This is a genomic window from Chryseobacterium soli (assembly GCF_000737705.1).
In the GTDB taxonomy this organism is placed as follows: Bacteria; Bacteroidota; Bacteroidia; order Flavobacteriales; family Weeksellaceae; genus Chryseobacterium; species Chryseobacterium soli.
The window spans coordinates 233,016-256,581 of sequence record NZ_JPRH01000003.1 but is presented as its reverse complement, the minus strand read 5'-3'; the positions used below and the strand labels follow the sequence as shown (position 1 = coordinate 256,581).

The following is a 23,566-nucleotide window of genomic DNA, read 5'->3' as shown; positions in this document are numbered from 1 at the left end:
TATATGCCAAAAGAAAGTCCACTTCATTAAAGATAGAAACAACATACTGTTAATGAATAAATTACACAATTATCACAACAAGTATAAAAATACAAAAGCCTATCAAAATGATAGGCTCGTTATTAAAATGATAAGATGTATTTTATCTTAGTTCATATTCTTCCAGTTTGCGGTACAGCGTGGCAATGCCGATCTCCAGCAGTCTTGCAGCTTCTGCTTTGTTGCCCTTCGTGTATTGCAATACTTCTTGAATATGCTCCTTTTCCAGAGATTTGATGCTTAAAGAGTCTTTTTCAGCCGTTATTTTCTCAGAATATACAGGAAGGCTTTTAGCATCTAATGTATTGTTATCCATTAAAATGAGGCTTCTTTCTATGGTATTTCTCAACTCCCGGATGTTACCTTTCCAGTTGTTTTTTTCTAATATTTTATAATATTCCGTACTTACCTCAACAGAGGTTAAATGCAATTTTTGAGAAAAAATATCAATAAAGTTTTTAGCAAGTATTTTCAGATCTTCTTTTCTTTCTCTAAGCGGCGGAAGATTGATCTCAAAAACATTGAGTCTGAAGTAAAGATCTTCCCTGAAATGCCCCTGCTGGATTTCTTCTTCCAGGTTTCTGTTGGTAGCAGCAATCAATCTGAAATCGGATTTTGAAACCTTCGTCTCCCCCATTTTCATGAATTCTTTGGTCTCTAACACACGGAGAAGTTTTGCCTGCAGCTCGATCGGCATTTCTCCGATTTCATCTAAAAATAAGGTTCCGCCATCGGCTTCTTCTATCAATCCTTTTTTATCCTTCACAGCTCCTGTAAAAGATCCCTGCTTATGTCCGAAAAGTTCGCTTTCCAGAATTTCCTTGCTGAATGCGGAACAGTTGATGGCAACGAAATGATGTTTCCGTCTTTCACTTCCTTCATGGAGCGCATTGGCAAACACTTCCTTTCCGGTTCCTGTTTCACCTGTCAGAAGAACTGTAGCATCTGTCAATGCTACTTTTTCGGCCAGTTTTTTAGCCTGAAGAATGGCTGGAGAGTTTCCAATAATCTGATTGAAACCTTTCTGAGTACTGCCTTTTTGAATATACTTCGATTTGTTATCTTTTGCTTTTTCCAGCGCTTTGTATACGAGAGGAATGATCTTCTCGTTATCATCACCTTTGACCAGATAATCATAAGCGCCATTTTTCATGGCCTGGACAGCATCGGTAATATTCCCGAAAGCCGTCATCAGTATAATTTCCTGTAAAGGATATTTGGTTTTGATAGACTTCACCAGATCAACTCCAAAAGCATCGGGAAGACGGACATCGCTTAACACAACATCAAAGTCATACTGCTCCAGCATCGTCATAGCTGAGCGGGCTGTAGAAGCTTCTTTTACGTTAAAATTTTCTTGGGAAAGAATCATTCCTAATAGTTTCAGGAGCTTGATCTCATCATCGATGATCAGAATGTTTCCGGACATGGTATATTTTTTTGGAAAACCTGATGCAAACTTATATCATTTTACGCCTGCAACAAAATGATTATTCCTTTATTTTTTATGTCCTTTTAACTTGAAGCAAAAGGTATTCATGTTTTTTAAGTTTAAATGATTACATATAAGTTAAGTTCATATAATTTAAAAAATCAAAGATTTATTCATCGTGGGAACAAAATATGCTTAATGAGCATTGCATACAGTCCTTTACCATAATCATCTGTGCAAATCTGAGAAATCTGTGGTCCTGAAATTATAAAGAAATCCTGTTCACTGAAAATTCTAAAATATTTGCGAATCTGTCATGGTTCTTCGGACATCAGAAATGCCTTTGAATATGTATTCACTTTTTCAAATCATTACTATAGATTGAATAGTAAGAAAATCATAAAACATTCTTTTTTGATTCCTTACATTTGTATGGCATTCTGGATTGTAAAGAATGAAATGAGTTTATATATGATTGACAAAAAATATAAGGAGACAATACATACTGATAAAAACAACTACGAATACCTTACCATCATCCACGACGAAAATAATGTAAGAATTTACACGTTAAAAAACAGTCTGAAGGTTTTTCTTGCCCAAAATTTTGATGCCCCAAGGATACAGACCTACATTCCTGTAAAGACTGGAAGCAATAATGATCCGGCTGACAACACGGGTTTAGCTCATTATCTTGAACACATGATGTTTAAAGGTACTTCCAGAATGGGAACCCAAAACTGGGAGAAAGAAAAAGTGCTGATCGAACAGATTGAAGCACTCTATGAGCAGCATAAAGAAGAACAGGATCCTGAAAAAAAGAAAGAGATCTACAACAAAATAGACGAGATTTCTCAGGAAGCAAGTCAATATGCGATTGCCAATGAATATGATAAGGTGATTTCTTCTTTAGGCGCCACCGGAACCAATGCCCATACGTGGTTTGATGAAACGGTTTACAAAAACAATATCCCCAACAATGAGCTTGAAAAATGGCTGAAAGTGGAGAAAGAAAGATTTTCAGAGATTGTATTACGTCTGTTTCATACGGAACTGGAGTCTGTGTATGAGGAATTCAACAGAGCGCAGGATAATGATGCCAGACTGGTAAGCTATGAATTGATGGATGCTCTTTTTCCAACCCATCCTAACGGGCAGCAGACTACACTTGGAAAGCCTGAGCATCTTAAAAACCCTTCGATGAAGGCTATTCATAAATATTTTGACGAATATTATGTTCCCAATAATTATGCAATGGTATTGGTGGGAGATCTGGATTTTGAGGAGTCTATACAGCTTATTGACCAGTATTTCGGAAACCTGCCTTATAAAGAAATTCCGAAGAAAACACCAATTATTGAAAGCCCTATTACGGAAATCGTTGCAAGAACAGTACACAGCCCAACAACTCCAAGGGTTCAGCTGGCATGGCGAACGGAGAGCTACGGATCAAAAGAAGCAATACTAGCCGATATTACCGCCAATATTTTAAGCAACAGAGGGGAAGCCGGATTATTGGATCTTCATATTAACCAGACTCAAAAAATGCTTTGGGCGCAGGCTTTTTCTGTAGGATTAAAAGAATACGGATACTTTTCAATTGTGGCCGTTCCCAAAGAAGCCCAGACCATGGATGAAGCGAAAGAAATGGTTCTGGAACAGATCAAACTGGTAAAAAAAGGAGATTTTCCGGACTGGATGCTCCCTGCTATTATCAATGATTTCAAACTTCAGAGAATGAAAGCTCTTGAAACAGCGGAAGGCCTGGCCACCAACCTTTATGATACGTATATCAAAGGAAGAAGCTGGGAAGAGGAATTGAATGAAATGGATGAATATGCCACTTTTACCAAAGAAGATATCATCAATTTTGCAAATACTTTTTTCAAGAATAATTATGTAATTGTTTATAAGGAAAAAGGGATTAATGATAAATTATTAAGGGTAGAAAATCCGGGCATCACTCCTATTAAAATCAACCGTGATGCGCAGTCTGAGTTTTTACAGGAAGTCCTGTCTGAAAAAACAGAAGAGATCATCATCCCGGAATTCATCGATTATGACAAAGAAATAACGAAAGACATTGTTAAAGATAAGCAGCTGAGTTTCGTTAAAAACAGATACAACAATCTTGCACAGGTTTATTTCATTTTTCCTTTTGGAAGTGATCATGACAGGGAATTGGGACTTTCAACACAGGTTCTGCAGTATCTGGGAACGGAGAAGTTTTCTCCTGAGGATTTGAAGCAAGAATTCTTTAAAATTGGGGTAAGCAATGATTTCAAAACAACGAACAATCAACTTTTGATCTCATTAAGCGGATTGGAGGAAAATCTTGAAAAGGGAATCGAGCTGCTTCAGCACTGGATGTACAATGTGATGCCTGATCAGGAAATCTACAATCAGTTTGTAGAAACCATTCTGGAAAACCGGGAAGCGGTGAAAAAAGACAAAAACCGCATCATGACCGCCTTGACCAACTATACGAAATTGGGCAAATTTTCGCGTTTCACTGATGTTATTTCTACGGAAGAACTTACCAGCAGCCGTGTAGAAGTTTTCACAGACCGAATGAAAACCCTGTTAAAATATCCTTACCAACTGTTTTTCTATGGAAGAAATTTTGAAGATTTCAAAGGATATATCAGTAAATATGTGGAAACTGAAAGTCTTGAAATCCCTGAACCGAAAAAATATCCAGAGCCGGAGACTACAGGAAATGTATATTTTACAGACTACGACATGGTCCAGGTGGAAATGAGCAAAATCGGGAAAGGGAATGAAGTAAATCCCCGGAACTTTGGAAAAGTAAATGTTTTTAATGAATATTTCGGAAGAGGACTGTCGTCTATCGTCTTTCAGGAAATTCGTGAAAGTAAGAGTCTTGCCTATTCTGCCTATGTTTCTTATGCGGCCAATTCAGAATCGGGACACCCGGATTATGTAACGACGTATATTGGAACCCAGCCTGATAAGCTTCAGATTGCCGTCGATACCATGACGGAACTGATGAATGAGATGCCGGAAGTACCTATCCAGTTTGAGAATGCCAAATATGCAGCCCTGAAACAGATCGCGTCAGCCAGAATTACCAGAACCAATATATTTTTCAATACATTAAGACTGAAAAAGCTGGGTATTTATCATGATTTCAGGAAAGACATCTATGAGCAGATCCAAAGTCTGAATTTTGAAGATATCAAACAGTTTTACCAGACAGAAATCAAGCCTGTACATTTTAATACGGCCATTATCGGAAAAAAAGAAAACCTTGATATGGATGCTGTACGAAAAATGGGACCTTTTACAGAAGTAAGTCTGAAAGATATTTTCGGACATTAACTGATAAATCATTTATAAAATAAAAATTCGAGAACTGTTTCTCGAATTTTTTATTGATATCTGGAGAAAGAATCTTTCAGGATTTCTTTTGCGTTTTTTTCTATATTCTGATAGGAATAAAAGCCATAAATCGTATCAAAAGGTATGTCCTCAAAACGCCCCTGAATTCTTCTAATTTCATTCAGCGGAAGCGGAATCCTGTTGGGATAACTTCTCATCACCGCAAAATGTTTTAAAGAAGGAGACAGATACATGGTATCACCGATGAGTAATGTCCCTTTTTCACTCATCCATGGAATTTCAATGATACTGCTGCCATCAAAATGTCCGCCTATGTTGTGAAGCCGTAAGCTGTCCCAAAGTTCCTTTGTATCATCAGTCCAGTATTCTACGGAATTTCCACCGTTCATTACCCATTTCTGATCTTTTTCGTGGATTAAAATGTTGCAGCTGAAGGTTTCTGCCCACATTTTCATGATCGAATAGTAATGTGGATGTGAAATTGCAATGCTCTTTAATCCGCCTTTTGATTTAATAAACTCGATTACTCCTTCATCAAGTAAGGGAATACAGTCCCACATTATATTCCCGTTTTCAGAAATGATAAACAGTGCCCGCTGTCCTATAGAAAACCTGGGATTTACCGTAAATTCATAGAGATTATCATTTATTTTATTGATTTTTACACTGTGCTTTTCCAGAAGTTTTTCATGGGTAGTCCAAGATTGTCCGCTCTGAGGAACAGACTGTCTTTCATCTTCACAGATGATACAACTATTTTCAGTGTAATTTTCAGGATACTGTGTACCGCATTCTGCACACATTTTAAGAGTGTTGCTTTTCATAAAAATGTTTTATCTAAAATTACATAGATAAATACACCTATAAATTATTTTTTCAATAGAAACCATCTATATACAACGCCATGAAAATTTTCTCTGTTTTCAATGTCTAAACTTATTTATTGTGGAAATACAGCTGAAACATTCTGGATAATCTATCTGTAAACACAGACATTGAAGTACAGACTTTAAGAAATAAAAAAGAATCTATTTACATGGAACCGGAGAACAATGTAAATAGATTCTAAAAGATATGATTTAAAATTAAGGTAAGAATATATAATTTTACAGGCTCTATTGCCTACTTATTTTGCTGTCATTCTGAATGTAACGAAGTGAAATGAAGAATCTAATCTATAAAAGAGATTCCTCCTTCGTCGGAATGACATTACATGTAAAATTGTATATAATAGCCCTAATTACTTTATAATTTTCATCTCATCGATCAGCCATTTTGAATCGGCAAATTTATCAATGATGAAAAGGATATATTTGGTATCCACCATAATATTTCGGCTGAAACGCGGATCGTAATTGATATCACTCATCGTTCCCTCCCACTGTCTGTCGAAGTTCAGTCCTACCAAATTTCCGTTGGCATCCAGCGCCGGGCTTCCGGAGTTTCCACCTGTTGTATGGTTGGTAGCGGTAAATCCTACCGGAACATCACCTGTTTTGTCTTTATAGATTCCATAATCTTTCTTGTTGTAAAGATCGATCAGTTTTTTAGGAACATCAAATTCATAATCTCCCGGAACATATTTTTCAATAACTCCGGCTAAATGGGTTTGATACCCGTATGAAACTGCATCTCTAGGGGTAGAACCTTTTACTTTTCCATAGGTTACACGAAGAGTGGAATTGGCATCCGGGAAGAATTTACGGTCTTTATCTGTTTCCATCTGCTGTGCCATAAATTTCTTCTGCAAAGCATCTATCTTCGTCTGAAGAGCGGTAAACTGCGGATCAGCAATCTTCATATACGTTTCTTTCATGGAAACATACAGCTGATAAACAGGATCTTTCTTTAAGGTTTTTATTAATTTATCCTGATTAGAGAATGCTTTATCGATATCCGCGGTCAGAGAAGTTCCGTTTACATTGGTTCTTCCCGAAATGATAGAGTTTTTAGACATGTCTTCTATCACAGTAATATTCTGGGTTTCATTTTTATATTTATCAAATCCTGAAGGTAAAAACTGAGGAAGCGTTTTATTAGCATATAAAGCCAGTAATTTTGCAGTTACCTTAGCATCCAGTTCTGCACTGTAATCTTTGTAGAATGTCGTGAGTTTAGTTTTTAACGTTGTCAGCTCTTTTTCGTCCATTCTTCCGGCTTCTACAGAGGCTATATAATCGTAATAGTCACCTGCAAGCTTTAAGGTTTCTGCATTTTTAATAACTTCAGTGAAGTAAGCATTATTTAAAGCATAAGGTGCCTGATCATTATACAATTTATATAATTGGTCTAATGTCGATTTGATTTCATGATTTTTAGCCACCAGAGATCCTTCATACATTACTTTTTTCTCAACAGCATTGGATTTCTTCAATCCTTCTACTTCACCAATCCATTTTTTCCAGTAATTGGCTACTGATGCATATTTTGAAGCATATTTGATGCGTGTTTCGCTATCAGTACGCATTTTTTCGTCCAGTGTCTTCAGGGCTACCTCACGTACTGCAATTCTGGCAGGATCAATATCCGTCATGATCTTTTCTACTCCAACGGCAGGAAGATATTCTGTAGTTTTCCCCGGAAATCCGAATACAAAGGTGAAATCATTTTCTGTTTTATCCTTTATGGAAACCGGAAGATAATGTTTCGGAACGAAAGGAATATTGTCTTTTGAATATTCTGCAGGCTTATTGTTTTTGTCTGCATAAATTCTGAACATCGAAAAATCTCCGGTATGTCTTGGCCAAACCCAGTTGTCCGTATCACTTCCAAATTTCCCTATGCTCTGTGGCGGAGCTCCTACCAGACGAATATCTTTGTAGGTTTCAATGGTGTATGCATAATACTTGTTTCCATAGTACATCGGCTTTACGATAATCGACTGGAAAGGTTCTGTTTTCTGAGAATTTTTATAAATCTCAATATTTTTATTGATCTTTTTAGTCAGCTCAGGTTCCGTAAGGATTTCTGTGCCTTCTAAAATCTGATTACTAACTTCTTTGATATCAACAATAAAATCTACTTTCACTCCTGGATTAGGAAGTTCTCCTTCGGGATTTTTTGCCCAAAAACCATTCGATAAAAGGTCATTCTGCACTGTTGAATGGGCCTGAATCTGGCTGTAACCACAGTGGTGGTTGGTTAATAATAATCCTTTAGGCGAGATGATCTCTGCGGTACAACCGCCGTTAAACTGTACAACCGCATCTTTAATGCTTGGTTTCTGAGTGTTATAGATGTCTTTGGCAGAAATCTTCATTCCCAGGTCCTTCATTTCCTTTTCATTCAGCTCTGTAGGGATCCACATTCCTCCATATTGTTGTGCAAATGCCATGGCAGCCGGCAAAAGAAATACAGATAAAAGCATCTTTTTTGTCATAATCAAAATTTTGCTCCAATTTACAAAGAATATTAACATAAGTCCTTATGAAAGCCCATCGAAAATCGGGTTTTTACAATATTATGTACCGGAACAGAGGGAATTGAGAGATCGATTTGAGAAACAAGAATAAAGAGCAAAGAAACGAGATACAAGATACAAGATGCCAGACATCGGACATCAGACATCAGACATCAGACATCAGACTATTAACAGAGCCGTACAGGCTAAACACCAAATACCAAACACTAAAAACACTCAACCAATCCACTGGCTTAATTTTTGTTTCCTAATTGTCAGCCTGAAATTAATTAACATCACAAAATATTTGATTATGATAAAAAGCAAAATGTTTATTGCAGGAATTGCAGCTGCCGCATTTCTGTCTTCATGTACATCCAAAGAACAAGCTCCCGGCATAACTTCCGTTTCAAAACCGGATTCTACAGGAATGCAGACTGCATCTTCTGATACTTTATCAAAGGATAAAACAGTCGCTACCGGCGATAATTCTGAAAATTCACTGGACTGGAACGGAACTTATGAAGCAGTAGTTCCTTGTGCAGACTGCCCGGGTATTAAGACTTCCCTGACTCTGAATAAAGATAAAACTTTCAGTATTGCGGAAGAATATATCGACAGAAAATCCAAAAACCAGGATAAAGGTACTTTTGAATGGGATGCTACAGGCAGCTTTATTACTTTAAAAGGCAAAAGTGCCAAATACAAATATAAAGTAGGCGAAAACAAACTGATACAGCTTGATATGGACGGGAAAGAAATTGACGGTCCTAACAAAGATCTGTATGTTTTCAAGAAAAAATAAAGGCTCAGTCCTTTATTTTTTTATTTTAAAACTGATAAGCCGTTATTTTCGGATCACTGATCAGGCTCCTCATTAACGCTTCATGATTTTTATTTTCTCCTGTAAGTCTCCAGCGGATGGTTAAGCTGCCCTGTGTATACTGCTGGCCTATCATCATATACCTGAGATGGTGCTCTTTAAATTTAGCTTCGCAGTGACTGACATCTCCGGCATTGGATACGGATATCCTGTATTCTCTGATTTTGTGATGGTTGTCTATAAAATTCTGGAGATAGGTAAGGGAACTTAAGATAAAAAGGACGAGTGCTGTCCCCAGCATGGATAAATATACATACCCTGAACCTACCGCCATTCCTATTGATGCAGTAGCCCATATGGTGGTAGCGGTGGTAATTCCCTCAATTTTATTATCTCCTTTAAAGATTACTCCCGCGCCTAAAAAACCTATTCCTGTAATGATATTGGCTGCCAAACGATCCGGATTTCCCACTCCTATTTTGATAGAAAGAATGGTAAAAAGACAGGATCCGAAACACACTAAAATAAAGGTACGCAGCCCTGCGGATTTATTTCGGTATTCGCGTTCTGCACCGATCAGCAGGCCTAAGAATACGGAAATAACGATCAATAAAAGCTCATTCTGAACGGCGTAATGATCCTGTAAAAAATTCATTATATACATTTTAATCTTGAAATAAAATTACAACAAAAAATGTTATTCTATTTCTTTAGATGTTATGACTCTTAAAAAAGATCTTCGTTCCAGGCTAAAACCTTTATTAAACCTATCCGTTCTGCTTTTATCTAATCAAAAAACTTTCGTAATATTACAGTCTGAACAGCATAAAGAATAACTACGATGGTTCCTCTATTTTTTGCCACGAAGGAGAAATTCAGGGAGTGGCTGGAGCATAATCACCTTACCGAAAAAGAAGTAGTGGTAGGTTTCTATAAAAAAGGAAGCGGAAAACCATCAATGAACTGGTCTGAATCTGTAGATCAGGCGTTGTGTTTTGGATGGATAGACAGCACACGACGTTCTATAGATGATGAAAGCTATTCTAACCGGTTCACCCCTCGAAAACCCTCCAGCATCTGGAGTGCCATCAACATTAAAAAAGTTGAAGATCTCATGGAAGCTGGATTAATGAGACCTGAAGGCCAAAAAGCATTTGATCTGAGAAAAAAGGAAAAAACGGGGATCTATTCGCACGAAAAAGAAACCATTGCTCTTGATCCTGTTTATGAAGAACAGTTTAAAGCAGATCAAAAAGCCTGGAATTTTTTTGAAAAGCAGGCTCCTTCCTACCAAAAGATAGTGATCCATTGGATTGTGAGTACCAAACAGGAAAAAACCAGGATATCAAGGCTGGAAAAAGCCATTAGCGAAAGCGCGTCAGAAAAAAGGTTAACATTATAGAACCCCAAAATAACAGAAAATTAAAAAATAATATCAATACAGTTTTAGCATGGAGAAAGAAATTTTACATTTATGGATAGGAAGTTTTAGAAACGAGGAGGATTTTGATGATTTCATCGAAGAGGACGAAAGCTATTATATGGAAGAAGAGGATGATGGTCACTATGTTTCAAAATTTGCGGAATCTCAGGACACTCCGTGGATCGATTATGATTTTCTGGAAGCAGGTTTTGAGGATGGAAACAGAAGTCTCTACGAAAAGTTTGCCGATTATTCGTTTGCTGACCAATGGCTTCCGGCCGCGCAGAGAAGAATTAATGAACTTGATCTGAGTGTTGATATTAATGCTGTCGTTTTTGTAGGTAAAAAAGCAGTGCAACATCCTGTTACGGTGGAAGATGATTTCTTTTCATTATTCTACCTTGGTGAATTTGAATATGAAATCTAATATATTTAGGAGCTAAAAACTTTTATTGTTATTAATAAATGTTGGCTATCTCATTGAATTCCGGTGCAATGAATACTAATTTTATCATTCATTGCACCGGAAATCAGAAACAAATTACGCATAAAGATGATTTCCTTAAAGCCATAAAACCATCTATTGCGCAACGCCCTTCCTCATGATCATTTTAAATAAAAACATCACTTCTATTCCATGAATATTAACATAAACAACGGACAAGGTATTATCCGGATCATTGCATCCGGTATGGTTGAATGTTTAATGATACAAAGACCTGCTTTGGCAATCTGGCCTGATTTCCAGGGAAGTATCGGCGAATATTTTTCGGCTTCGGCTCATACCCAGGAAGAGAAAAAAAACTTTACTAATACCATTGATCACTTTCTGCTGCAGGGCAGCGAAGATCAAATTCTAAGCAGTATCCCTGATTTTATGGATCTTTTTGCCAATGGCGACTATGAAATCCGTTTTGGAGATATTGACCTGCAGAAAACAAAATTCCACAAATACCATATCTTTCACTATGACGGGGATCCTTCAAAAAAGGTATTCTATGGCAGTCTTTATCCTTATAGTGAATATGAAATATTTTACACCCTTCATTACAACCAGATTAATACAGATCGCGTGGACTTTTATAAGAAAATGATACAGGATGGTGCACGGCCAAAAGCTATTGTTTTCAGCAATCCCAAAAGTTTGCGTCACTATGTATTGGACGGACATCATAAAATAGAAGCCTATACTGCCCTTGGAATAGATGTTCCCACAGTTTTTATCACGACTGAAAACATCGAATCTATTTCTATTCCGGAAATGATGGATCTTATCTATCCTTTGCTGACGAATCATGAATTTGAACATCTCATTTCTATCAATCTGCCTGAATCATTAGATTTTTTAGCTAAACCTGAACTGACAGCTGTCATTGACAGAATCCTTCAGAATGAAAAAAAGATCAGTTATTACCTTAACCCTGTCTTTGTAAAATATAAAAATACAGCATGGCTGGATGAAAGGATGGACAATCTTAAAAAGAACATCCATCTATCCCAGCAAGGTGTCAAAATGTATGAATGTTCACTTCAAATGCACGTTAGGTGGAATCAAATTATAGTGACTCATGAAGCTGAAATCAACCACTGGATTAAAAATCTGATCATTCATTATCGTTCTCAGGATGAATAATGTTGAAATATCTGATTGATTATAAGAATAATAAAAAAACAATATTCCTTTTTACAATAGTAAAGCTTTTGAAAAAAACACAATTTCCCTCAATACAATCTATTTCCAAGTGGTTAAAAAGAAGCCTGCTAACTTTAGTTATTCTATTCCCGGCTACTTTTATGGAACTCTACTGGTCGATGGGACAACTGTCGGACCATACTTCCAGCAGCTGTTTAGAATGCAGTTTCTTTGAGGATGCATTTTTAATAGCATTGATGACCGGGATATTTTTAACGCTGCTGTTTTCTCTGCTTTCTTTAATTAAAAACCTTTTTATCAAAGCAGCTGCAAGCTTCATCATCATAGCTTCCGTATGGTTTTTCTGGAACTATACTCTGTTTGTTGAAAGAGAATCTTCCTGGAGCACGTATCTTTTCAGGGAAGAACTTTATATTACGGCTTACTTATCTTTTTTACCGGTTATTATCCTGAGCTGTGTTTCTATTTTCCTTCTCTATTTCCGCGAAATAAAAACTACATTTGTAAAAACCACCATATAAATACCCTTGAAAAAAATTATTACTTTATTCGTTGTATGCTTTCTTACAGCCTATTCATGTCATAAAAATGAAACAAATGGATCGCATCCAAAAACTGATACGATTACCAATACAACCACACCACAGACTCCACCAATCCAGGAGGCCGCGGAACAGATTTCCGGATTCCCGGCAACGGGTAAAAAAGCTTCTGATTTTGTTTCTGGTAGTTATGAAATACAATACGAAGCAGAAGGGGATCTCAACCAGGACGGACTTCCCGATCTGGCACTGGTAGTAAGAAAAAAAGCAGACACCTTAGCTGGCCGTACGATTTTAGTGATCTTAAAAAATCCCGATACCACCTACAAACTGGATAAAGTTTCAACAAAGGCGTTTCCTGATGAATACAATGGTGATGGCTACAAAATGCATGATCCGGAAGACATCAGCATCGAAAAAGGAGAACTCCATATCAATTTATACGACATCGGGCCTAACGGAAATCTGTTCTGTACATTTAAATACCTCAACAATACTCTTGTCCTTACTTACATTGAAACCTACAATATGGGAGCAGGAAGCCATCAGGCTTTGTATTATGAACCTATGAAAGGTAAATTTGTACAGGAAGTTACCCATACCATGGAAGAAGATGCGCCTACAACTTCTAAAACATTCTATCTGAAAAAAGAAAATTACCGGTTTGAAAGTGCTTCTCCGGACAACATTATACGGAAGGTTTACGGTTCTGTAGATGTTGAATAATCATTTTATCCCGTTTTTAAGCCTTTGAAAATTACACAAAAGGGTAATTGACTGAAAACTTATATTTTATAACCTTTGTTATGTATTCATGATGAATATATTATACAATTTATAATCTATAAAACTTACAGCCATGAAAACTTTTGAAACAAAACAGAAAAATGCAACACAAAGCAGTAATTTAGTAATGAAAAATCTGCTTTTCACAATCTTATTTTTACTAATTAATTCTTTTTCATTTGGCCAAGCCTCTGATGCTATACCACTCATTGGAGAAACCAAAAAAGTAGTGATTACAGTCTGCAGAATTGATGTAGGCTGGAACGGAAAAAAAGGGATCAACAATATATATGCAGCACCAAGTGGCTGGCAGATCTTAGAATTTAAACCTATCATAGTATCTAAAAGGCAGCGTGCAAGCTATACATTTGATCAGACTCCATCTAACACAGCCATATTAAATACTTCAACTATTGACAGCAAGTTCAGTGAGCTACAGGAAATGGCAGCTCAGGCAGGTAAGAAAGACAAATACGAAGGTAAAATCAATCAAATGAGAAATGATTATGAAAAATATTATAAGAAAATTGTCACCACACATTCACAAATTACAACTACAGGTTCTGTAAGGGGAAATAATGAAACACTTTCCAGAAAGCCCGGAAGGCTTTATTTAGACTTGGAAATAACTCTTGTTTATTATCCGGACAATGAAGAACAGTTCCAACGCTCAATAGAGGTGATAAAAGAAATGATTAAGAATGACCAATAAGATATCACACAAATTATGAAGATAAGAAGACTAAAACTAGTCTTCTTTTTTAGTCTTTAATATCTTTATTAAGTCAATTGTTATACTATTGTATTGGCAAAAAATAACATTTTGTTAAATAACCTTTATAAAAAAAACTCCGCCCAAGGGCGGAAGTTTATATTTTTACATAAAGAAATATGGAAACCAGAATTAATGTGCTTCCAGCCAGTTCTTCCCTACTCCAACTTCTACCAGTAATGGAACTTGTGTTTCGAGTGCTCTTTCCATTTCGGTTTTGATCAGTTTTGAAGCAGCTTCCACCTCATCAGCAGGAGCTTCAAAAATCAACTCGTCATGTACCTGAAGGAGCATTTTTGTTTTAAGATTCTGTGCATCCAGTTCTTTATCAATTTTAATCATCGCCAGCTTCACAACATCCGCAGCACTTCCCTGAACAGGAGCATTTACGGCATTCCTTTCTGCATGTCCCCGTACTACGAAATTATTGGAATTGATATCTTTTAAATGACGCTTTCTTCCTAAGATAGTTTCTACATAGCCTTGTTCACGGGCTTTGCTCACCTGGGCAGCCATATATTCTTTTAATTTCGGATAGGTTTCGAAATAAGCTTCGATCATCTGTTTGGCTTCTGTTCTGGACATTCCGGTCTGTTCTGCCAGAGCAAAAGCGCCCTGACCATAAATGATTCCGAAGTTAACCGTTTTAGCCTGTCCTCTCTGGGTTTTAGAAACTTCTTCCAACGGAATTTTAAATAGTTTTGCAGCAGTAGATGCATGAATATCTTCACCATCCTGGAAAGCTTTGATCATATTTTCTTCTCCTGAAATTTCAGCGATCAGACGAAGTTCGATCTGCGAGTAATCGGCAGAAATGATCTTTTTACCTTCTCCCGAAACAAAAGCTCCACGGATCTGCTGACCTCTCAGTGTTCTGATCGGAATGTTCTGCAGATTGGGGTTCACACTTGCCAAACGGCCTGTTGCGGCTGTTGTCTGTGAGAAATTGGTATGCACACGGCTGTCTGACTTATCAATCTGTGAAGGCAATGCATCTACATACGTTGATTTCAGCTTCTGATAAGTTCTGTATTCCAGGATATGCTTGATGATCTCGTGTTTGGACGACAGCTTCTGAAGAACATCTTCCGAAGTCGCGTATTGTCCGGTTTTGGTTTTTTTAGCTTTAGGATCCAGCTGCATTTTTTCAAACAGGATTTCACCTAACTGCTTGGGTGAATTCATATTGAATTCTTCTCCGGAAATTTCAAATATTTTTGATTCCAGCTGTCTGAGATCATTTTCAAGATCGATACTTTCCTGGGCCAGCCATTTTTCATCCAGAGAAATTCCTTCCAGCTCCATTTTAGCCAATACCTCCATCAGAGGCATTTCTATATTGAAGAAGAGGTCTTCTAAATTTTCTATTTTTAGTTGCGGGGCAAACAATTCGTATAGCTGAAAAGTGATATCAGCATCTTCTGCTGCATAATCGGTCTGTGTTCTTAGATCAGCATCTCTAAACGTCCCCCGGTTTTTTCCTTTTTTCCCGATGATTGTCTCAATGGAAACCGGTTTATAATTTAAATACACTTCTGAAAGATAATCCATTCCGTGCCTTCCGTCCGGATTCAGCAGGTAGTGGGCAATCATGGTGTCGAACATTGCTCCTTTTACGGTAATGTCATATTGTTTCAGGATTTTATAATCGAATTTTAAATTGTGGGCAATTTTCAGAAGGTCTTCTTTTTCGAAAAACGGTCTGAAAATTTCAAGCGTCTGCAACACTTCGCCCTTATCTTCTGAAAGAGGAATATAGTACGCGAGTCCTTTTTTATAAGAAAAGCTCATTCCTACCAGCTCAGCTTCCAATTCATTTAAGGAAGTGGTTTCGGTATCAAAACAGACTGCTTTTTGCTTCAGTAAATTATTAACCAAGATCTTCTGAGCCCTGGGATTATCTACAAACTGATACAGATGGTCGTTCTGTTCAATGGTTGATTTTGTAGAAGTTGCCTGATCCAGTTCTTCAAAGTTGGCAAAAAGGTCCAGCTGCATGGTTTTTCCTTTGATCTCCGTTGCGGTTGGAGTTTGGATGACCTCCACTTCACTTACTACGACTGTTTCTTTCGTCACCGCAAAGGCTCTGTAAAGATTTTCGTATAATCTGTTGAATTCTATTTCGTCAAAAACTTCTTTTGCTTTCTGAAAATCCGGAGTTTCAAGGTCATATTGTTCCTGATGAAATTCTACAGGGGCATCGCAAATAATGGTTGCTAATTTTTTAGATAAAATACCGCGTTCTGCCGAAGCTTCTATTTTTTCTTTAAGTTTTCCTTTTAGCTGATGTGTATTGGCCAGCAGATTTTCAATGCTTCCATATTCTTTCAGGAATTTCATTGCTGTTTTTTCTCCAACACCCTCCAATCCGGGAATATTGTCTACCGCATCTCCCATCATTGCCAGGAAATCAATCACCTGCTTAGGATCTTCAATCTCGTATTTTGCTTTTACTTCTTCTACGCCGAGAATTTCTATATCCCCTCCTTTTAATCCCGGTTTATAGATTTTAATATGCTCGGTCACCAATTGGGCAAAATCTTTATCCGGAGTAACCATGAATGTGGTATATCCTTCTTTTTCTGCTTTACAGGCAATGGTTCCTATAACATCATCCGCTTCATAGCCTTCTACTCCTAAAATAGGAATATGCATGGCTTCCAAAATTTTATGAATATAAGGAATGGCAATTTTGATGGCTTCCGGAGTTTCACTTCTGTTGGCTTTATAGGCTGCGAAATCATCTGTTCTTACACTTGCTTTTCCAACATCAAAGACTACTGCCAGATGGGATGGTTTTTCTCTCCTGATCAATTCAATCAAAGAATTGGTAAAACCAAAAATAGCAGAAGTATCCAATCCTTTGCTGGTAAGTCTAGGGTTTCTGATCAATGCATAATATCCTCTAAAGATCATCGCATAAGCATCGATGAGAAACAACCTTTTGTCTTGTGTTGCGTCCATATTTTCTATAATGAACAAAGATAAGAAAATAGGAATATTTCTGTTCTACATTTTGGGTTGAGAATCATAATGAAATGCATTTAGTTACAAAAAGCCATTAACAGGAGGCTACGGTTCTTTGCTGCTGATTATAATTTCTTTCTACATTACAGGAAACTTTCTTTTCTCTTGACGATTACTCTGCATCATCAGATAAAATAGAATCGTTCAACATATTCAGTCATTCTTTAATAAATGGCAGTTTCACCCATAAAAAAACAGAATAGTGTACTTGGGTGAGTATACTATTCTGTACCAATTTATTTTTACTAAGATGATGATTTCGAGATTTATTTACCTGGCCACATTCCTTCATAAGGAGCTGTTCCGTAGGTAATTTTTTCTGCGCTTATGATAAAGCTGATCAGCATATTATTGCTGTCGATTGCATCAAAGTCTACTTCATGCTGAATAACGTATCCGTTTTCCCAGTCCAACGTAATTAAAGTTCCTTCTTCGTGAGATTTATTGAATGTTATTTCTCCTTTTGTAGGTTTGTATTTTCCATTTAATAAACTTTCCAGGATATCTGATTTTTCAGTCGCTTCTACGGTAAGTTTAATGATTGCATTGGAAGGATCGGATGCTACTCTGCCTGAAACATCGGTAGATCTTGAAACGCTGTAATTCAGCTTTAATAATTTCTGTCCTTCTCCGCCATTGAATTTTAAGATTCCTCTTGAATTTGCTGCCATAATGGTAAATTTAATCGTTAATATTTTGTGATTTGGTGATTGATTCTTTAGCAAATATAGACCCCTTATTTGTCCTGTAAAAGTTTTACGATACAATTCTCAGTTTTTGTAGTAGTTCTACGATTTGTTGTAGTAATTCTACGACTTTAGATTTAAAAATATTCACAATTAATTAAAAATCAATATATTATAAACAATTAACAGGTGTTTAAAATACTCCATTTTTACACCAGACTGAGAAATACTAAGATATTTTAATCTGCTTTTTATTTCGTAACGGATCATGTATTGAAATATATATTCAAGAAAATTTCAGCCCTTTATTTTTCTGAAAGTTATACTTCAAAAAAATAGTGCACCTTAACGGATGCACTATTATACTAATTCATGGTACTAGGGATTGTACTTAGTTATTACGCTGTAGGCCACATTCCTTCATAAGGAGCAGTACCGTAATTGATTTTTTCAGCGCTTATGATAAAGCTGATCAGCATATTGTTGCTGTCGATTGCATCGAAATCTACTTCGTGCTGAATAACATATCCGTTTTCCCAGTTCAAAGTAATCAATGTTCCTTCTTCGTGAGATTTATTGAAAGTTACTTCTCCTTTTGTAGGCTTATATTTTCCATTTAATAAACTTTCCAGAATATCTGATTTCTCAGTAGCTTCTACGGTAAGTTTAATGATTGCATTGGAAGGGTCTGATGCTACTCTTCCTGATACATCAGTAGATCTTGAAACACTGTAGTTCAGCTTTAATAATTTCTGTCCTTCTCCGCCGTTGAATTTTAAGATTCCTCTTGAATTTGCTGCCATAATTGTAAATTTTAATCGTTACTGTTGTATAGTTTGGTGATTTATTCTTTAGCAAATATAGACGCCTTACCTGTCCTGTAAAAGTTTTAGAATACAATTCTCAGTTTTTGTAGTAGTTCTACGATTTCGTGTAGTAATTCTACTACTTTGGATTAAAATTTATATTATAAATAATTGTAAAGCAAAATATTACATTACAGAAAATTTAAATTATTTTACACTTACAAGAAAAATAATAATTTTCCTATTTTTCATTTTCTATTTCTGTCCATTCAATTTGTTTATCTTCCTTAACGATTTCTCCTGTTTTTGCATTCACTTTTGCTTCCAAGAAATACCACGACCTGTTTTGTTTATCATGTGTAGGATCTGTTTTGTATCCAAAATAATAGTACCCATTCTCAAAATAGTAAAAAAGTATATCTAATTCTTTAAATTCATTTTCATTATGATATTTGAGAAATAACATTTTCGCTTGATCAAATGTTACTTCTGATGAATTCTGCACTTCTATAAATTCTGTTGTATTCTCAAAAATTCTCATATCTTTTTGTTTTTTCTCTTTACATGAAACAATTAAAAAAGCTACCAAAAATAATATCCGTATATTCATATTCTATCCTTTAAAATCTTTTGATTCTTCTTTTATAATTTTATTTTTAGCAAGTGCACTTGCATGCTTTTTAGAAGTACTTACAAATGATTTTAAATCTTCTAATAAGCCCGCAGGAGCTTGCGTTGTATCAGGAATCCAATTTTTACCTCCTAAAAGCTGAGTTATCTTAAAAGGAAAAGCCTGCTGAATTGCTGTTTTAACAGCAGTTGTACATTGTTCACCCGTCCAAGGAAATACACTATATACTTTTAAGTGTTTGTATCTTTCCTCCCACCATATAATCATTTTATGAGCTTCACTTTCTTTAACATAAAATTCTATTGTATGCACTTCTCCATAAATTCCTGTTAATTGCCATTTTAATTTAATATAATCCAAAACCTGATTTAATTTAACATCAGTTGGTTTAATTCCTAATTTTTTTGCCACATTTTCGCCCCACCAAGGACGACCAGGAGAATCCATGTATGATGGACTAGCTAAATAAACGTCATCATCTTTATCTCCATCTTTATTAAAATCTACATCATAGTCTTTTTCAGAATATGTTCCTGGTCTATTATCTGGTCCATAATCAAAATACCGTTCTCCAATAGACATTGCAGAATGCCCAGCTAATCCCAAACTATTTACGGCCATTGTTTGTGCTTCATCCCACTGTTTTCCCCAAGCAGCTTTTGCAGCCTTGCCAAATGTATAATGTGAATGCGGAAGTTCAACTATTACCGTTATCAACACTTCTTTCTCATACAAAATAAGATAATCCCATGTATTTACCGGAAGATCCAGCTGCTCGTTTTTGTAGGTGCATTCCACAAACATTTCTAATTCATTTCCTTCAAGAGATTCGTTAAGCAATGCGCGGCTTGCTTCTCCCGTCGTCCATTCTACATATCCTTTACCACCCTTTATCGTTATGGTAGTGGATTCTTTTCCGGTATCTTTATCGGTAAGTTCCAGCTTATCATTCATCCATTTCAGATTATCCCATTCATAAACGGTGAAGTTCACTTTTTCACCATCCTTGATGTTCTGGGTCTGAATATGAAACCGAATGGTATCACCGATCACCGCTTCTTTAATAGGTTGATCTTTGGCATCCGTCCACCAACCTTTTATAAAAAATTTCCCAGCCGGAGGCTGATCCGGTTTTCCATGATTGGTTGTACTGGCCTTGAATGCATTATTTTCTCCGGCACTCATGGCTAAAGTATCATAGAAACCCGTAAAGTTCTCTTCCACTAATGTAGAAGAACCTCCTAATGCTATTCTTGTGATGGTTCCGCCAGCCATAATTAGTGAGATTTAGAGTTTTGTCCGCTGTTGTTATTAAATTCTCCCTGAGTATGCCAGTTGTTATTCCCTTGTACTGCTACTTCTTTAGTCTGGGCATTTTCTTTCATTTCTTTTGCCCTGGATTTTCTCTCACCTTGTGCTACTTCCATAATATTGGCCGCCATCAGACTGTAATCCAATACAGCATTCTGCGTCATCATTCCTCCTGCTACGCTGGTATGGTTCATTCCGGCACCTTCCGTAATATTCATTCCTGCATTGGATGTAATATTTTCACTCGCCGTAATATTGATATTTTTAGCATTGATATTGATCGTTTCCGGAGCCGTAATATTAATATTGCTTCCCGTAGTATCCAGGTGGATCTCGTTTCCGGATTTATCGGTGATGATGATGCTTTCATCTTCAGTAAAAACAATTCGGTGTCCGCTTCTGGTCTGGATGGATTTCACTCTGTTGTCTGCACCGCCTCCCAGGCCTACTCCCCCATGGAACATTCCGCCCATAACGAAAGGTCTGTCGGGGTGGCTGTGAACAAAATTCACCATCACCTGATCACCTACTTCAGGAACGGCTACATAGCCTCTGTTTTGGGTGATCTGATCGGTTCCTCCGGCGTCTGGACTCATTACACGAACATAGTGAGTCATATCATTTGTCTGCCAATCAAATCTCACCTGTACTCTTCCCTGTCCTTCCGGATCAGCATTGGAAACTACGGTTGCCATCTGAGATTCTGCCTTAGGCATTGTGAAATCCGGTCTCGGAAGAAATCCGGTATCAGCAGCAATAGCTTCAAATGTTCCTGAATAATGTCCTATCGTATCGATTTCGTGGGTAGTTTCCGTTACCATGATTCGGGTAAAATAAGACGTTTCATTGGAATCCTGCTTTCTCATCTGGATATCAACAATACATCCCGGATGTAGAAAAGGTACAGTAGTAGAACCTTCCACTGAAAACACATTGACGGCAGCACTTCCTGCCACACTTCGCTGCGAATGTTCTATATCGAGATGGGTAGCTCCTTTTATTGGTGCAACCTGTAATGCCGGTGTTTTAAAAATTTTATCATTATGTCCATAAGCCGTTTTTGCAAGATCGCCTACATGACTGATTGGTGTTGCTCCTGAGATCAGTTTTTCATTTTTACTGCTGTTGTAGCCGTAAAACTGCGGTTTGGTGTGTACTGCTTTCAGTTCAACTCTAATGTCGTTGGCATTGCTTCCATAAATCAGCCGTATAGGTTTGTTCTGTGGCGGAAGCTTGCCGAAATGAAGTACTTCACCATCATAATAAAACTGTTCCCCATAGGCTTCTGCCATTCTTGCCAAATAATTGTAATGGGTCTCATCGTACTGACTGCTGTAGATGATCTGCGAATAGTCATTGGTATCAATTCTTACATCAAAACGGCTACTGTCGATACCTTGTTTAATGACTTCTTCTGCAATTATTCCCATATTGACAGGCTGGGTACCTCCAAAACTTTGAATATGCGGTGCCCCATCCAGTAGAATAGTCGGGCTATACCCGGAAAGCACAATATTTCCAAGACTCATTTTTTCCTGACTGAAACCCACCTTGGTGATGATGCCCACAAAGTTTCTTTCCGGACTGTTTTCAACATCTTTATAGGAAATAACAGCGGTAAGGCGTTTTCCAAGAAATTTATTAGCTTCTTCCAGGGTGTGGGTCTGCCGGTCTCCCAAGGCATCATGCGCCAGTGTAAGCGTAAATTCATGGTGACGCTGTGCGCTCTGTTTGAGTTTAAAATGCTTGTAATATTTGATTACTTTTCCTTCTACTACTAAAGAAAGCTTCACCAGACGGTTGATTCCGGTGTGATGACTTTCTGAAACGCCGTCAGCATTTTGTGCCGGACGAAACGAAGGGGCTTTCGGTATATTTTGTGATTCTGTTTTCATATTCTCTGTGTTTGGATAGGTTAAATAATCTCTTAGTGTGTGGTGTGGTATTTTGTGGTGTTATCTTGCTTGTTTTATCGAACGGGAAAGTATTTTATTTTTTCTTAAAAGAAAATCAGGCATCAAATCCATCGGGAGATAGAAAGTACTTTCTCCTTTTTTCTCAAGCTCCTGTTCAATACCGGGATTCCATGCCAGTATTTTATCTACATCTACCTTAAGTTCTTCGGCAATGATATTGAGGTTAAACCCGGCATTGATATCCGTTTCCGAAAGGGATTCATCATTTTTTCGATTTCCACCTTCGGTAAAGAAAACGGTGTTCATACGCGAGCTGTTATAGTTGCTCAGAACGCTTGGCAGTTCTCCTGTGGCATAGCACGCGTTAAGGTATTTTTTTACGTGATTGATGGTTTCTCCGGGAAGATATTTGTAAAACTCATGATACTGAGACGAGCCTGCAGCCTGCATGGCTTTGGCGATATTCCCTTCTCCGCAATTATAGGCGGCCACTACGGTAACCCAGTTATTATATTTCTTATAGAGGTTGGCAAGAGAGATCACTGCTGTTTTTGTACTTTTATACAAATCATTACGGTTTTGTTCTGAAAGCCCATATTGGTTGGCATGTGCGGTCATAAACTGCCAAACCCCTACTGCTCCTGCTCCCGAAGTGATGTTTCTGTTAAAATGAGATTCAATTAAAGCCAGATTTCTCAGATGCCTTGGCAGCCCTTTTTGAACAAGGCTGTATTCTATAAAATCAACAATATCTTTATTAGCATTAATGATACTTTTGTATTTCCGGACACTTCCTTCTGAGGTATCCGAAGCTTCAAGAAACTGGGCATTCGCAAAAGTGACAGTTCCCATCAACAATAATCCTGTCAGGATATTTTTGAAAATAATTTTCATTTCCATTGGTTTATATTTAACAGTGAAAAGTTCATTCGCTGGTGGCCAATTCGCTTTTCAC

The 23,566-nt window shown here is 37.1% G+C and carries 19 protein-coding genes; 8 read left to right on the top strand and 11 right to left on the bottom strand.

The genetic code is table 11. The annotated features are described in order from the left end of the window. Positions 1 to 142: 142 nt before the first annotated feature. The gene (locus IW15_RS08590) at positions 143 to 1,468 is read right to left on the bottom strand and encodes a sigma-54-dependent transcriptional regulator (RefSeq protein WP_034710608.1); all 1,326 of its coding nucleotides are present in this window, start codon (positions 1,466 to 1,468) and stop codon (positions 143 to 145) included. A 474-nt stretch (positions 1,469 to 1,942) separates the two neighbouring features. On the opposite strand from IW15_RS08590, the gene IW15_RS08585 reads away from it, so the two are divergent. Then, complete coding sequence (locus tag IW15_RS08585) at positions 1,943 to 4,813, top strand: M16 family metallopeptidase (RefSeq protein WP_051881921.1); 2,871 nt, start codon at positions 1,943 to 1,945, stop codon at positions 4,811 to 4,813. A gap of 50 nt (positions 4,814 to 4,863) precedes the next feature. Here the strand turns inward: IW15_RS08585 and IW15_RS08580 are convergent, their stop codons facing one another. Beyond that, positions 4,864 to 5,658, bottom strand: coding sequence for an MBL fold metallo-hydrolase (locus IW15_RS08580; RefSeq protein ID WP_034710607.1), 795 nt, complete (start codon positions 5,656 to 5,658; stop codon positions 4,864 to 4,866). 416 nt (positions 5,659 to 6,074) lie between these two features. Continuing rightward, entirely contained in the window at positions 6,075 to 8,213 is a 2,139-nt protein-coding gene (locus IW15_RS08575; RefSeq protein WP_084681387.1) for a S46 family peptidase, read from the bottom strand. A 334-nt stretch (positions 8,214 to 8,547) separates the two neighbouring features. Here IW15_RS08575 and IW15_RS08570 point away from each other — a divergent pair, with 334 nt between their 5' ends. Beyond that, entirely contained in the window at positions 8,548 to 9,039 is a 492-nt protein-coding gene (locus tag IW15_RS08570; protein WP_084681386.1) for a copper resistance protein NlpE, read from the top strand. 25 nt (positions 9,040 to 9,064) lie between these two features. On the opposite strand, the gene IW15_RS08565 is transcribed toward IW15_RS08570, so the two are convergent. Further along, positions 9,065 to 9,712: an MgtC/SapB family protein gene (locus IW15_RS08565; RefSeq protein ID WP_034710606.1), complete on the bottom strand. Its 648-nt coding sequence runs from the start codon at positions 9,710 to 9,712 to the stop codon at positions 9,065 to 9,067. Between the two features lie 186 nt (positions 9,713 to 9,898). Between IW15_RS08565 and IW15_RS08560 the strand changes: the two genes are divergently transcribed. The 6 genes from IW15_RS08560 (at position 9,899) to IW15_RS08535 (ending at position 14,174) form a co-directional block, all read left to right on the top strand. Then, entirely contained in the window at positions 9,899 to 10,459 is a 561-nt protein-coding gene (locus tag IW15_RS08560) for a YdeI/OmpD-associated family protein (protein WP_034710605.1), read from the top strand. Positions 10,460 to 10,508: 49 nt separating this feature from the next. After that, positions 10,509 to 10,907, top strand: a complete 399-nt coding sequence (locus IW15_RS08555; RefSeq protein WP_034710604.1) for an immunity 22 family protein — start codon at positions 10,509 to 10,511, stop codon at positions 10,905 to 10,907. Between the two features lie 210 nt (positions 10,908 to 11,117). Then, positions 11,118 to 12,113 carry a hypothetical protein gene (locus IW15_RS08550; RefSeq protein ID WP_034710603.1) on the top strand — a complete coding sequence of 332 codons (996 nt, stop codon included), beginning with the start codon at positions 11,118 to 11,120 and terminating at the stop codon, positions 12,111 to 12,113. A 68-nt stretch (positions 12,114 to 12,181) separates the two neighbouring features. Then, positions 12,182 to 12,655: a hypothetical protein gene (locus IW15_RS08545; RefSeq protein WP_228384329.1), complete on the top strand. Its 474-nt coding sequence runs from the start codon at positions 12,182 to 12,184 to the stop codon at positions 12,653 to 12,655. A gap of 6 nt (positions 12,656 to 12,661) precedes the next feature. Continuing rightward, on the top strand, positions 12,662 to 13,402 hold the full coding sequence (locus tag IW15_RS08540; RefSeq protein ID WP_034710602.1) for a LolA-like protein: 741 nt from the start codon (positions 12,662 to 12,664) through the stop codon (positions 13,400 to 13,402). A 133-nt stretch (positions 13,403 to 13,535) separates the two neighbouring features. Further along, a complete protein-coding gene (locus IW15_RS08535) occupies positions 13,536 to 14,174 on the top strand; it encodes a hypothetical protein (RefSeq protein ID WP_034710601.1) in 639 nt (212 codons plus the stop codon). A gap of 192 nt (positions 14,175 to 14,366) precedes the next feature. On the opposite strand, the gene polA is transcribed toward IW15_RS08535, so the two are convergent. The 7 genes from polA to IW15_RS08500 all read right to left on the bottom strand — a co-directional run bounded on the left by polA (position 14,367) and on the right by IW15_RS08500 (position 23,505). After that, positions 14,367 to 17,198: a DNA polymerase I gene (gene polA, locus IW15_RS08530; protein ID WP_034710599.1), complete on the bottom strand. Its 2,832-nt coding sequence runs from the start codon at positions 17,196 to 17,198 to the stop codon at positions 14,367 to 14,369. A gap of 329 nt (positions 17,199 to 17,527) precedes the next feature. Then, positions 17,528 to 17,932 (bottom strand): type VI secretion system tube protein TssD, encoded by a 405-nt coding sequence (tssD, locus tag IW15_RS08525; RefSeq protein WP_034710598.1) that lies wholly within the window; start codon positions 17,930 to 17,932, stop codon positions 17,528 to 17,530. Between the two features lie 413 nt (positions 17,933 to 18,345). Continuing rightward, entirely contained in the window at positions 18,346 to 18,750 is a 405-nt protein-coding gene (gene tssD / locus IW15_RS08520) for a type VI secretion system tube protein TssD (RefSeq protein ID WP_034710597.1), read from the bottom strand. 244 nt (positions 18,751 to 18,994) lie between these two features. Further along, positions 18,995 to 19,363, bottom strand: coding sequence for a hypothetical protein (locus tag IW15_RS08515; RefSeq protein WP_034710596.1), 369 nt, complete (start codon positions 19,361 to 19,363; stop codon positions 18,995 to 18,997). Positions 19,364 to 19,366: 3 nt separating this feature from the next. Further along, a complete protein-coding gene (locus IW15_RS08510) occupies positions 19,367 to 20,659 on the bottom strand; it encodes a hypothetical protein (protein ID WP_034710595.1) in 1,293 nt (430 codons plus the stop codon). A gap of 2 nt (positions 20,660 to 20,661) precedes the next feature. After that, entirely contained in the window at positions 20,662 to 22,590 is a 1,929-nt protein-coding gene (locus IW15_RS08505; protein ID WP_034710594.1) for a type VI secretion system Vgr family protein, read from the bottom strand. 60 nt (positions 22,591 to 22,650) lie between these two features. Continuing rightward, on the bottom strand, positions 22,651 to 23,505 hold the full coding sequence (locus IW15_RS08500) for a lytic transglycosylase domain-containing protein (protein WP_051881915.1): 855 nt from the start codon (positions 23,503 to 23,505) through the stop codon (positions 22,651 to 22,653). Positions 23,506 to 23,566 lie beyond the last annotated feature (61 nt).

What these genes read in the sequence shown, in the direction of transcription:
- IW15_RS08590 (WP_034710608.1), bottom strand. Translation starts at nt 1,468, where the DNA reads ATGTCCGGAAACATTCTGATCATCGATGATGAGATCAAGCTCCTGAAA.
- IW15_RS08585 (WP_051881921.1), top strand. Translation starts at nt 1,943, where the DNA reads ATGATTGACAAAAAATATAAGGAGACAATACATACTGATAAAAACAAC.
- IW15_RS08580 (WP_034710607.1), bottom strand. Translation starts at nt 5,658, where the DNA reads ATGAAAAGCAACACTCTTAAAATGTGTGCAGAATGCGGTACACAGTAT.
- IW15_RS08575 (WP_084681387.1), bottom strand. Translation starts at nt 8,213, where the DNA reads ATGACAAAAAAGATGCTTTTATCTGTATTTCTTTTGCCGGCTGCCATG.
- IW15_RS08570 (WP_084681386.1), top strand. Translation starts at nt 8,548, where the DNA reads ATGATAAAAAGCAAAATGTTTATTGCAGGAATTGCAGCTGCCGCATTT.
- IW15_RS08565 (WP_034710606.1), bottom strand. Translation starts at nt 9,712, where the DNA reads ATGAATTTTTTACAGGATCATTACGCCGTTCAGAATGAGCTTTTATTG.
- IW15_RS08560 (WP_034710605.1), top strand. Translation starts at nt 9,899, where the DNA reads ATGGTTCCTCTATTTTTTGCCACGAAGGAGAAATTCAGGGAGTGGCTG.
- IW15_RS08555 (WP_034710604.1), top strand. Translation starts at nt 10,509, where the DNA reads ATGGAGAAAGAAATTTTACATTTATGGATAGGAAGTTTTAGAAACGAG.
- IW15_RS08550 (WP_034710603.1), top strand. Translation starts at nt 11,118, where the DNA reads ATGAATATTAACATAAACAACGGACAAGGTATTATCCGGATCATTGCA.
- IW15_RS08535 (WP_034710601.1), top strand. Translation starts at nt 13,536, where the DNA reads ATGAAAACTTTTGAAACAAAACAGAAAAATGCAACACAAAGCAGTAAT.
- polA (WP_034710599.1), bottom strand. Translation starts at nt 17,198, where the DNA reads ATGGACGCAACACAAGACAAAAGGTTGTTTCTCATCGATGCTTATGCG.
- tssD (WP_034710598.1), bottom strand. Translation starts at nt 17,932, where the DNA reads ATGGCAGCAAATTCAAGAGGAATCTTAAAATTCAATGGCGGAGAAGGA.
- tssD (WP_034710597.1), bottom strand. Translation starts at nt 18,750, where the DNA reads ATGGCAGCAAATTCAAGAGGAATCTTAAAATTCAACGGCGGAGAAGGA.
- IW15_RS08515 (WP_034710596.1), bottom strand. Translation starts at nt 19,363, where the DNA reads ATGAATATACGGATATTATTTTTGGTAGCTTTTTTAATTGTTTCATGT.
- IW15_RS08510 (WP_034710595.1), bottom strand. Translation starts at nt 20,659, where the DNA reads ATGGCTGGCGGAACCATCACAAGAATAGCATTAGGAGGTTCTTCTACA.
- IW15_RS08505 (WP_034710594.1), bottom strand. Translation starts at nt 22,590, where the DNA reads ATGAAAACAGAATCACAAAATATACCGAAAGCCCCTTCGTTTCGTCCG.
- IW15_RS08500 (WP_051881915.1), bottom strand. Translation starts at nt 23,505, where the DNA reads ATGAAAATTATTTTCAAAAATATCCTGACAGGATTATTGTTGATGGGA.